The sequence below is a fragment of the Vibrio qingdaonensis genome (genome assembly GCF_026191675.1).
Lineage (GTDB): Bacteria > Pseudomonadota > Gammaproteobacteria > Enterobacterales > Vibrionaceae > Vibrio > Vibrio qingdaonensis.
Map to the genome: position 1 here is coordinate 226,907 of NZ_JAKRRY010000003.1, position 11,741 is coordinate 238,647.

Consider the following 11,741-nt stretch of genomic DNA (forward strand, 5'->3'; position numbering starts at 1 on the left):
ACCTTTACTCTTCCCAGACGACCAATTGGTCTTTCGGCCAGTTATGACCCGTCTCGTGGTACTTCTGCTCAAGTAGGTGGCGCTTAATCTTTAAGGTTGGCGTCAAAATACCGTTTTCGATACTCCACGGGTCTTTGATCATCAACACGCCTTTTATCTGTTCGTGTGACTCGAGTTCTTTGTTCATTCGCTTAACAACGCGCTCAGCAGTACGTGCATAGCGTTTTTTGTCGAAGTTAGGGAAATCATGTGGCACCACTAATAAAATGGGACCGGGTAGCCCTAAGCCAATCAAGCACATCATTTCTACGCGGCTATATTCGAAAAGCTTTTTCTCTATGGGGACAGGAGCAACAAACTTGCCTTTGGCTGTTTTGAAGTTATCCTTTTTACGTCCTTGGATGCTGAGGTAGCCTTCGGTATCAATGGCTCCTACGTCGCCAGTATGTAGCCATCCTTCGCTATCAAAACACTCTTGTGTTGCAATGTCATTTTTGTAGTACCCAGAGAATAAGCCCTTACTTCGAACCATAATTTCATCATCGGCCGCGATTTTTAGCTCTATTCCCGGACCTGCATTGCCAACGGTTCCGATCTTATCCGCTTTAAACGGGTGGTTGATCGTACTGTAGGCAAAGGTTTCAGTCATGCCCCATGCTTCGGTAATATTAAGTCCGACTTTGTGATACCACTCCAATAGCGCAGGAGAAACCGGTGCAGAACCACAGCCTAGAACTCTGGCTTGATCCAGTCCTAGTCCGTCGATTAATTTTTTCTTAATTAGCGAGTTTACAAACGGTATTTTCAGTAAGAAATTTAACTTCTTCTGCGGCAGTTTATCTTGGATACGCTGTTGGAATAGGGTCCATAAACGAGGAACAGAAATAAACAACGTAGGCCGCTGCATTTTGACGTCTTCAATGAAGGTATCGAGCGATTCTGGGAATGCTGTCATTACGCCGCCTTGGATAGATGATCCAAAAATATACACACGCTCAGTGATGTGTGCCAACGGCAGGTAAGAAAACAAGCGGTCATTCGCCTCTATGCCAATATGGTCAATGAGCATTTGCACCGACCAACTAAAAGCACCAAAAGTGAGCATGGCGCCTTTTGGTAATCCTGAAGTCCCCGAGGTATAGACGAGAGACATGAGCTTATCGTCATGATGGACGGGGCGCTCAGTACTTGGCTCGTGCTTAGCGATAAGGTCGGTAAACGTGTACTGGCACGCAGGCGCACTGTCGTAAGGTAGAGCGATACTGACAACATCAGGTAATTGAGCGATAACCTGAGCAGTAGCGGCGTCGTCGTCTAGTTTACCGGCGATCAACGCTTTACTTTCACTGTGCGTGATACAGTATTCAATCGTATCTGCCCCGGCAGTCGGAAAAACAGGGACGCTGACATAGTCTCCAAGCATGAGTGCAAGATCGCAGATAAACCACTCTGCACAGTTCTTAGAGATGAGTGCCACTTTGTCGCCCGGCTGAATGCCGAGTGCACGAAGCGACGAGACAAGTCGTAGTGCTTTATCCGCCACTTCTGCGTAGGTAAATTCAACAAATTCACGATTAATGATTTGCTTAAGGTAGACCTCATTCGGTCGTTCTTGTGCCCATTTTAGGATCATTTCATTGGGCGGTGGTAGTGTACAGCTGGAGTGTGCGCTTTCGTTAGGCAGTATCATTCTTGAACTCCGTTTTCGTGTAGAACGATAATTTATAGTTATTTTATTGTTAAGTTAATGTTAACAAATACAATGTTAGCCTCATGGTGCGACTACTGCAAGTGTCGAGTTGTGATAATTCGTGTCCCTGAGCACAGAATTGGAGTAAATACTCAGCTTTTGTGTGAGCTCACCCGATAAAGAGTGAGCGGTTTATGTCTTAGCTAGCAAAGTGAGCATTGGTCAGCATAATGTTTTTAACTTTGTTCTGATGACAGCGCAACGGGTGAACACAATTACCATCGAGCTGTCCTTGTGCCACCATTTTTTCCAGCTCTAGCAGTGCGTGAGTCAATGACCACGATTCACTGTAATGGCGATGGCTCGTTAACGCATCGAAAATATTGGCGACAGTCACAATGCGCGCAGCAATCGGGATCTGTGCGTGTTTAAGACCAAACGGATAACCGGTCCCATTTAAGTATTCATGGTGGTAACGAATGATATCGCCGAGTAAATGTGTGCAAGCATATTGTCGTTCACTCACTTGACGCGCGAGTTGATTGATCAAGTTGACGCCTTGCTGCACTCTACCTGCGATTAAGGTGGCGTTATCCCAATCCTGTAACCAAAGTGAGCACTGTTTGGAGCTTAACGTTGAATACTTGCCAATATCGTGTAGGCAGGCAAATCGGACAATATGATCGATGGTTTCATCGTCAAGTTGATAGAGAGGCGCGATATGATCCGCGATGATGTGTGCATATTGCCCAACGCGATAGGCATGCTCAATATTGTCACGCTCTCCAACGAGCGATGTAGTGCGAACCGAGTGCGCCATTTCTTCAGCGGCTTGTATTAAGGTACTTTGCTCATTGACTAAAGCTGTGATTTCTTGCGTTCGTAGGGTGAGTTCATCGACGGTTAAAGCGTCAAAAAATTGCGGTTTGTTGACGTCGAAGAACAGTAAACCAGTAAATTGATTTTGGTCCAAGATGGGCAGTGTGAGTGATGCGGCATAGCCTTGTTCAAGTAGCCATGTGGAATGGGGGGAGTTTCCGGTAATGTTAGAAGCAATGTCATTCTCCACCCGACTCTTTTGCTGACAAACTAATCTACCCAATGAAGTTGACGGTGAAATAGGAGCGCGATAACGCACTAATGGTGAGCCTTCTATTGTGCTATGCACGAACGTTCTCAACTCCGAATAAGCAGGGTCAAAGAGCGCGATGGATACTCTAGCGAGCTCTGGTATCTCTTGACGCAATGCTTGATGGGTAGTTTTTAGCTCTTGACCGATAGAGTAGCTACGCGAATGGGAGCGCCTATCATTGTCCAAATATTCCTTTCTCATACTAGCCTCCTATGCGTGAGCAACGTTAATGGCTGTTTCGCTAGCGTCGGTGTCTGGGATGGACTTTGGGTATATCAACGCTAATGTATTTTCGCGAGCGAAGTAAAGTGAACCAGTTAAGTTGAAGGGATAGATTTGAAGAGAGTGTGGAAAGGCATGAGCATTCGGCAAACCTAACCCCTTAAAAGAGTGTAAGGCTTGCCGATAAGTGTGACGAGTAAAATTGATTAAAACTGCATCAATTATTGATTTATATTAAGTTTTGGACAAAAGGGGTAATAAGCCCAGCAATAGCGAAAAAAGCCACCATCCATACGATAGGCAGTTTGAACTGCTTTAGAAGTAAGCCTCCCGCCAACACCCAAGCAAAATCAATAGGTTCGATGACAGCACTGATAAATACCGGTTGATACAGGGCGGCAATCAGTAAGCCGACAACCGCGGCATTGACACCGTTGAGCGCACCTGAAATGGCAGGGACTTTTGCTAATTGCTGCCAGTGCTTTAATACGCCAACTAATAGTAAGAAACCCGGTATAAATACGCCTAGAGTCGCGATAATCGCGCCCCATATAGGTGCATTTGGCAATAAGGCATAGCCGATGTAAGTAGCAAAGGTAAACATAGGACCTGGAACGGCTTGCGCTGCCGCATAACCAGTAAGAAACACATCTTGAGTAATTTGGTCGCCGACAATATTTTGTAGCAACGGTAAGACGACATGCCCCCCACCAAACACTAAACTGCCTGCTTGGAAGAAATCTGAAAATAACTGCAATGACGGCGACAACCAAGTCATCAGAGGTAGACCAAACAATAAGGCGAAGAAGAGGCCTATTGGGAAGTAAGACAGTTTTATCGATGATTGCGTTGAACGTAATTCCGGATTTGCTAAGTAGCGCACCCCAATTAACGCTGCAGCCAGCAAAATTACAATTTGCGTTATAACACTCTGGAACAGCAACAGTGCAACGGCTGTTGAAATACAGAGTGCGACCGTGAGCTTTTGTTGGCAGAAGTTTTTATACATTCCCCAAGCCGCATCGGCGACCACAACGACTGCGAGCAGTTTTAGACCGTGTACCAGGCTTTGAAAGTAACTCGACTCGGTTAACTGACTGCTCAGTAAAGCCAGCGCGATCATTAAAATAATCGAAGGAAGGGTGAAGCCGAGAAATGCCATGATTCCGCCACCTAACCCTGCCCGTTGGTAACCCACGGCAAAGCCAACTTGGCTTGAACCAGGACCGGGAAGAAATTGACTGAGCGCCACCATTTGCGCGTATTCTTCATCCGACAACCATTGCATTTTTTCAACAAAAGTTTGTCTGAAGTACCCAATATGAGCCGCTGGTCCGCCAAAGCTGACCCAACCTAGCGCAAAAAAGAGTTTGAAAATGGAAAATAATGACTCATTCGGCGCAGAGTCTTTTGATAGTGCTGTCACTTCGGAACCTTTAGATGGGAGTTTCATTGGCACAAATAGTACTGTCAGCATTATAATGACTCAAATTAATAAATTTGGTTTGTACTATGAGTGAAATAGGATTGGGGGAGGTGGACTGGAGACGCATTGATCTCAATTTGTTGGTCGTGTTTTATCACCTTTATCAAACACAGAGCGTGTCTGAAGCGGCAGCGCAAAGTTATGTCAGCCAGTCTGCGATGAGTCATAGTTTAGCGAAATTACGAGTGTTATGTGATGACCCGTTATTTGAGAGGAAAGGGCATCAAATGCTTCCAACTGAGCGCGCTTATGAACTGTTTCCGGTTGTCGAGCAGATATTGAATTTGTTTGAATTTAAAGTGATGCCTAAGCGTGATTTTCAACCGTCCGAGTACGATGGGGTGTGTAAAATAGGACTCACCGATTACGCTGAATTTATTTTTGCTCCGATTATTTATGATGCCGTCATGTCTCAAGCCCCGAAAGCGAAACTTCGCTTTATTAATGTGAATCGAGATAACTACACCAAGGTCTGCGAGCAACAACGTCTCGATATTATGATTGGCAGTATTCCCGATCTCGAAGACTCATTTTCCTCGCAAAAATTGTATACCGAAAAGCATGTTTGTATTTATGATGCTTCGGTCTGTCAGGTGAAGACATTAGATATCGCCACATTTGTTTCCAAACCTCATTGCCTTGTAAGTCCTACTGGCGACTTTCACTCCCCAGTAGATAAACATCTCGATGCGGTCGGTGAATCTCGCACCGTCAACGCCGTATCACGAAACTTTTTGACGATAGGCCGATTGGTTCATGGAAGAGAAATGTTTGCCATCGTGCCAAAGAAAATGGCGGAGATAAGCCTGATGCAAAGCGCGTTAACCGCCGTCGCACCTCCGGTGCCTGTGGCAGACTTTGATATCTCGTTAATATGGAAAACCCACTCACATATGAATCACAAAGTGTCGTGGCTTAAGGATTCATTGTACGACGCGATTATTACTGCGCTGTAATGACGGGTTGGCTAACACTCGTCGTCCTAATAAGGTTAAGCAATAAAGTGATCACTTCCACAAGGTTATGAATTTGTTGCTAACCTTGTCTTAAATCCAACCTCTAGTGCTTTTTTTGTCAGCAAACGGTGGTAACGTCCAAGTGTAAACGTTACCAATTACCGTATGGCGAGAATGTACCATGAGATCTTTTTCTGAAATTTTGTTCGCTCGTGAGTGGGAAAACCAGCACGTTACCCACCACAATGTACTTAATGCTCACGCGCCTTTGCATGCTTTTCATAGTGAGCCTGCCGCGTTGCAAAACCGTTCATCCACCAATGAAAGAAGCCTAAATGGTGAATGGCAATTTAAGTGCTTCGCAAAGCCAGAGTTGGTAGAGGAAGAGGTGATTAGCACTACGTTTGATGATGCCTCATGGGCAAGAATTTCCGTTCCTAGTAATTGGCAACTTCAAGGCTTCGATAAACCTATTTATACCAATGTGAAATACCCGTTTGCAGACACGCCCCCTAAAGTGCCAAGTGACAATCCAACAGGGGTGTATCGCGTGGTATTTGATATGACGAGTCTGGATACGGAGCAGCGGCATACACTCACATTTGATGGCGTGAATTCGGCGTTTCACTTATGGCTAAACGGTCGTTGGATTGGGTATTCACAAGACAGCCGTCTCGCCGCTGAATTTGATATTACCGATGCGTTAGTGGTGGGTAATAATCAGCTTGTGGTGATGGTGTTGCGCTGGTCTGATGGGTCTTATCTCGAAGATCAAGATATGTGGTGGTTGAGTGGCATCTTTCGGAATGTGACACTACGGACTAAGCCACGTATCGCTATTGCAGATGTGGCGATTAATACCGAGTTGGACGCGTGCTATCGAGACGCGTTGTTAACGGTGTCAACTCACATCAGTGTCACGCCAGAAGAGCGAGCAATGTGCAGCTCTTATTCAGTAGAGGCTGAGTTATTCGATAGGCAGGGTGTGAGCGTTTTTGGCAAAAAGGTGTCTAAATTTGCACAACGCCTTATTGATGAAAAAGGGGCGTGGCAAGAGTTAGCAGAGCATAGTATCAACATTGACAGCCCTCTAAAGTGGAGTGCTGAAGCGCCGAATTTGTATCGTTTAGTCGTGGTTCTAAAAGACGAAGAAGGGAAGTTTGTCGACTGCGAAGCTTACAATGTGGGTTTTCGTTGTGTGGAGATCACTTCAGGTCTGCTTAAAGTGAATGGTCAAGCGCTACTCATACGCGGAGTGAACCGCCATGAGCATCATCCAGAATTAGGTCATACCATGACTCGAGATGCGATGATTGAAGACATTAAATTGCTCAAACAGAATAATTTTAACGCGGTGCGTACTGCTCACTACCCAAATGATCCTCTTTGGTATGAGCTCTGCGATGAATTTGGCCTGTATTTAGTGGACGAAGCGAATATCGAAACCCACGGTCAATTCCCCATGTGCCGTTTGTCAGACGATGTGACTTGGGTGAATGCCTACTTGCGCCGTATGACTCGCCTTGTTGAGCGTGATAAGAACCACCCCTCTGTCATCATATGGTCGTTAGGAAATGAATCGGGTATTGGCAATAACCACCACGCGATGTATCAATGGACTAAGCAGCGCGATCCTTCTCGTCCAGTGCAATATGAAGGCGGGGGATCGGATACGGCGGCAACGGATATCATTGCTCCGATGTATGCACGAGTTGACCGTGACCAACGCCTTGCGGCCGATCCTAATGTCACGCCTAAAATTGGCATTAAAAAATGGCTAACGATGCCAGGTGAAGATCGCCCATTGATATTGTGTGAGTATGCACATGCGATGGGAAATAGCCTAGGCAGTTTTGATAAGTATTGGGATGCGTTTCGAGAGTACCCACGACTGCAAGGTGGTTTTATTTGGGATTGGGTTGACCAAGGGCTGAGCAAAGTGAATCAAAACGGGGTCCATTATTGGGCTTATGGCGGGGATTTTGGCGATCATATCAATGATCGTCAGTTCTGTATTAATGGTTTAGTGTTCCCCGACAGGAGTGCGCATCCTGCGCTTTATGAAGCAAAAAAAGCGCAACAATTTCATTGTATAACGTTAATTTCAACACACCCAGTTAGCGTTAAAGTAAAAAGTGAGTACTTATTTACAGCCACGGAAGATGAAGCGCTGCATTGGAATATTACCGAAGATGGCCATGTGATCGCTCAAGGTTCGCAAGTATTACACGTGTCGCCGCAAGGTGAGACGCTATTGTCGTTGATGGACGCATTACCTGTAGCGCAAATTGGGCGAGATTATCACTTGAATATCGATATCGTTAAAATGTGTTCGACGCCATGGTCGGAAGCGAATCACCTTCTATCGTCACAGCAAATTGAATTACCGAGTGCGTTTGGTTTGAAGCACAAGCCTGCTAATGGCTCCGGAGTAGCGACGACAACAATAAGTGGCGATAAGGTGACGTTACATGCGAGTGAACAAGTCATGGTGTTTGATTCTACATCCGGAGAGCTAGTCTCTTGGAGCGTAGATGATGTGGAACAGTTGGCCCAGCCATTAAAAGATAACTTTTATCGCGCACCATTGGATAATGATATTGGTACCAGTGAAGCCAATCATGTTGATCCTAACTCATGGGTCGCTCGTTGGGATGCGGCTGGGTTACCTTCTCTAGAGGTCGAATGTATCGACTTTGAGCATTTTGCTCGTCCGCATTATTATCAAGTTGAATCTCGTCGAGCCTATCGGTTTAACCATCATTGTGTTTTTGAGACGCTTTGGTGCTATAAAATCTATCAAAATGGTGAGGTTCATATTGATGTTCAGGTTGAAGCCGCACCGGGGCTTCCATCGTTACCTAGGGTGGGTATGGAGCTGGCGTTATATCCATCTTTTGAGAGCGTGTCTTGGTATGGACGGGGGCCTTTTGAAAACTATCCAGACAGGAAGCTCGCGGCGCACATGGGCCGATACCACGCTTCCATTGACGACATGCATACTCCTTATATATTTCCTACGGATTGCGGGCTAAGAACAGATGTTAAACATAGCCAGATAGGCGCACTCCAGATTACGGGTGAGCATCACTTGTCGGTAAGCCGATACAGTACCTCTGCGTTAAGCGCTGCCAAACACACCCACGAGCTGCGTGACAGTGGCGTTGTTTTTGTCCGTTTGGATGGCTTTCATATGGGAGTGGGCGGTGATGATTCATGGACACCAAGTGTCCATGAGGAATTTAAGCTATTGCAACGTCAGTATCAATATCAGTTGCGGCTGAGTATGCAAGGTTAATGCAAATAAGATAGGTTTAGAACGCTCTGAAGAAGTCAGCGTGCTGGTTTACGTGCCCCCAATAAGCGGAGGCACGTAACAGTTAACTTGGTAACTAGAAGAAAAGGTAACTAGGAGAAAAGGTAACTAGGACAGTTGAAAACGAACCCAGACTTTGGAACGCCAGCGACGAATCATGACAATGCCTCTTACCCATTCATCCATCCCCATTGCGATCCACGCACCGATCACGCCATATCCCCAGTGGATGCCCAACAGGTAACTAAAAACCACAGCAACGCCCCACATGCTTAAAATGCCCATTTGAACGGGGAATTTAATGTCGCCAGAACCTTTTAACGCAGCTATAAAAATGAGGTTAGAGACACGACCAGATTCGACAAAAATTGAGCCGGCAATTAATAGTGCGACGAGGGCGACGATCTCGCTTTCTTGGGTAAAGAGATCAATCAACGGGTAGCGGAATACAAACAACACCAAAATGATACTGGTCGAAACCGCCAGTCCAACGAGATAGTACTTTTGGATTCGCGTGAGAATATCATCGGCCCATCCCTTGCCAATAAAGTAACTGGTTTGTATCTGTCCAGCTTGACCCAAAGCTAGCGCAAACGCAAACGAGACCCGTGTGATGTTTTGAGCATACGTGTAAGCCGCCAATGAAGACGTCCCCATTTGCACAACAAAATAGACAATCGTCATTTGGGCGAGGTTGTAGGATAAAATCTCACCAGCATTCATGGTACCGATTTTGATGATTTTTTTGAATAAGGCGCTAGGGATTGTGCGCCATTGGGTAAAAGGGAGGTCGATATTTTTTGAACGTACGACTTGGCACATCAACAGCGTACCAATCACTTGACTGACAACCGTCGCGGTTGCAACACCACTGACACCGTAGACGGGGAGCCCAAAGGGTTGGTATAGCGCCAAATAGTTACCGGCGATATTGATAACACCAGCAATGAGATTGATCACCATCGGTGAGCGAGAATAGCCGTGACTACGAAGTATGGTGGTGAGCACAATACCAATAGTGACGTTAAACGTCATGGAGCCACTAATAATAAGGTAGTCATAGCCAAAAGCCGCCACATCATCGGCTAAGCCAAATAATGTGATGAACTGCTCTGCCCCGAAAAACAACGCAAGACTTAAAAAAGTACCCACACCACAGGCAAGAATAATGCTTGCTACTGCCACTTGCGCGGAATCTGAAAATCGTGAAGCACCATTGTATTGTGCGATGAGTATGCCAGTGCCGCTGCTCACCATCATAGAAATAACAATCAGGAAAAAGGTGATTTGTGTGATAACCCCGACAGCGGATACCGCTGCGTCTGAGTAACCACTGAGCATGAATACGTCGGTGGTATTGAGCGCGGTGCGTAAAAGAACCTCTATGAAAATAGGCCAAGTAAGGGCAACAATATTCATTCTTTTGCTGAGCGTTGAAGCGTTTTTTGGCATGAGATTAAGGCCTAATCAGAGTGACCCAGAGTGGGGGGACGCAAGTGTACTCGCTAATTAACCAAACGCAATACTTTACCGACGAATGATCGTAATTGAATGCGCTAAAATGTAATCGTTACCACTTTGAGGCCTAAAAACGAGGTAAATAAAATCATATAAAATCGCCAAAAAAGGAGATCTTTGTCTCGATGTTACACTGTGAAACATTGAGAGACGTTGTTTTTCCTTTGTTTGTTAACTAATTCAAACAATTTGGCTTGGTTTTGACAACTTTTGTTACGGTTGTGATTTTTTTTAACTTCCTCACATTAATTGTTCATTTTGTCACTATACTTCAGGTTAAACGTTTTCATGTTGAGCAGGTTGTAAGCTGAACCCGAACGTTTTACCCCCTACAAAACTCAATTATAATATTTACAAATAGGACTTGTTCAATGAGAAAGTTAACACTCTTGGCTGCACTTTGTGCTGGTATGGGCTTTGGAACTCAAGCGGTTGCAAGCACCACGGTTGGTTTTACGATCTATAAATATGACGACAACTTTATGTCGGTTGTTCGTCAAGCGATCGTAAAAGAAGCAGACAAAGACAGCGATACTCGCGTATTGATGAATGACTCTCAAAACAGTCAATCAATGCAGAATGACCAAGTAGATGTCATGCTTGCTCGTGGTGTAAAAGCGTTAGCAATTAACCTTGTGGACCCTGCCGCTGCACCAAGCATTATTAAGAAAGCAAAAATGGATGATGTGCCAATTGTTTTCTATAACAAAGAACCAAGCCGTAAAGCACTTGATAGCTATGACAAAGCGTATTACGTAGGCACAGACTCTAAAGAGTCTGGTATTATCCAAGGCGACTTGATTGCTCAGCAATGGAAAGCAAACTCTGCTTGGGATAAGAATGGCGACGGTGTCATCCAATACGTGATGCTAAAAGGTGAACCTGGTCACCCAGATGCAGAAGCTCGTACGTCTTACTCAGTGAAAACCATCAACGATAACGGCATCAAAACCGATGAACTGCACATGGATACTGGCATGTGGGATACCGCGATGGCAAAAGATAAGATGGATGCATGGTTATCTGGTCCTAATGGCAGCAAAATCGAAGTGGTCATTGCTAACAATGACGGCATGGCAATGGGCGCAGTTGAAGCTCTGAAAGGTGCTGGTGTTGCGGTTCCTGTCTTCGGTGTTGATGCCTTGAGTGAAGCACTTGCACTAGTAAAATCAGGAGCAATGGCAGGAACAGTACTTAACGATGCTGACTCGCAAGCAAAGGCGACGTTTGAACTTGCTCGTAACCTTGCAAACGGAAAAGCAGCGACAGAAGGTACTCAGTGGGAAATGACGAACAAAGTAGTACGCGTTCCTTACGTTGGTGTTGATAAGTCAACGTTAGAGTAGTAATGACCAAATTAGGGAGAACGGTGTTCTCCCTAATTATTAATATTGAATATATTAGGTAGTATGAACGAGTAT

At 45.3% G+C, this 11,741-nt stretch carries 7 protein-coding genes; 3 read left to right on the forward strand and 4 right to left on the reverse strand.

Features of this window, described 5'->3' with window-relative positions; translation table 11 throughout:
* Window positions 1–4 precede the first annotated feature (4 nt).
* From MD535_RS04590 to chrA, 3 genes are all read right to left on the reverse strand, one after another.
* Complete coding sequence (locus MD535_RS04590) at window positions 5–1,690, reverse strand: AMP-binding protein (protein WP_265673751.1); 1,686 nt, start codon at window positions 1,688–1,690, stop codon at window positions 5–7.
* A gap of 199 nt (window positions 1,691–1,889) precedes the next feature.
* Window positions 1,890–3,023, reverse strand: a complete 1,134-nt coding sequence (locus MD535_RS04595; protein ID WP_265673752.1) for an HD-GYP domain-containing protein — start codon at window positions 3,021–3,023, stop codon at window positions 1,890–1,892.
* A 250-nt stretch (window positions 3,024–3,273) separates the two neighbouring features.
* Window positions 3,274–4,521, reverse strand: a complete 1,248-nt coding sequence (gene chrA / locus MD535_RS04600; protein ID WP_265673753.1) for a chromate efflux transporter — start codon at window positions 4,519–4,521, stop codon at window positions 3,274–3,276.
* 35 nt (window positions 4,522–4,556) lie between these two features.
* Between chrA and MD535_RS04605 the strand changes: the two genes are divergently transcribed.
* Window positions 4,557–5,486: a LysR family transcriptional regulator gene (locus tag MD535_RS04605; protein WP_265673754.1), complete on the forward strand. Its 930-nt coding sequence runs from the start codon at window positions 4,557–4,559 to the stop codon at window positions 5,484–5,486.
* Between the two features lie 181 nt (window positions 5,487–5,667).
* Window positions 5,668–8,784, forward strand: a complete 3,117-nt coding sequence (locus MD535_RS04610; RefSeq protein ID WP_265673755.1) for a beta-galactosidase — start codon at window positions 5,668–5,670, stop codon at window positions 8,782–8,784.
* A gap of 126 nt (window positions 8,785–8,910) precedes the next feature.
* Here MD535_RS04610 and MD535_RS04615 read toward each other — a convergent pair whose 3' ends face one another.
* Window positions 8,911–10,254 carry an MATE family efflux transporter gene (locus tag MD535_RS04615; RefSeq protein ID WP_265673756.1) on the reverse strand — a complete coding sequence of 448 codons (1,344 nt, stop codon included), beginning with the start codon at window positions 10,252–10,254 and terminating at the stop codon, window positions 8,911–8,913.
* A 437-nt stretch (window positions 10,255–10,691) separates the two neighbouring features.
* Here MD535_RS04615 and mglB point away from each other — a divergent pair, with 437 nt between their 5' ends.
* Window positions 10,692–11,666 carry a galactose/glucose ABC transporter substrate-binding protein MglB gene (mglB, locus tag MD535_RS04620; RefSeq protein WP_265673757.1) on the forward strand — a complete coding sequence of 325 codons (975 nt, stop codon included), beginning with the start codon at window positions 10,692–10,694 and terminating at the stop codon, window positions 11,664–11,666.
* The last annotated feature ends 75 nt before the right edge of the window (window positions 11,667–11,741 follow it).

Coding starts and splice junctions, on each gene's coding strand:
- MD535_RS04590 (WP_265673751.1), bottom strand. CDS start 1,690: ATGATACTGCCTAACGAAAGCGCACACTCCAGCTGTACACTACCACCG.
- MD535_RS04595 (WP_265673752.1), bottom strand. CDS start 3,023: ATGAGAAAGGAATATTTGGACAATGATAGGCGCTCCCATTCGCGTAGC.
- chrA (WP_265673753.1), bottom strand. CDS start 4,521: ATGCTGACAGTACTATTTGTGCCAATGAAACTCCCATCTAAAGGTTCC.
- MD535_RS04605 (WP_265673754.1), top strand. CDS start 4,557: ATGAGTGAAATAGGATTGGGGGAGGTGGACTGGAGACGCATTGATCTC.
- MD535_RS04610 (WP_265673755.1), top strand. CDS start 5,668: ATGAGATCTTTTTCTGAAATTTTGTTCGCTCGTGAGTGGGAAAACCAG.
- MD535_RS04615 (WP_265673756.1), bottom strand. CDS start 10,254: ATGCCAAAAAACGCTTCAACGCTCAGCAAAAGAATGAATATTGTTGCC.
- mglB (WP_265673757.1), top strand. CDS start 10,692: ATGAGAAAGTTAACACTCTTGGCTGCACTTTGTGCTGGTATGGGCTTT.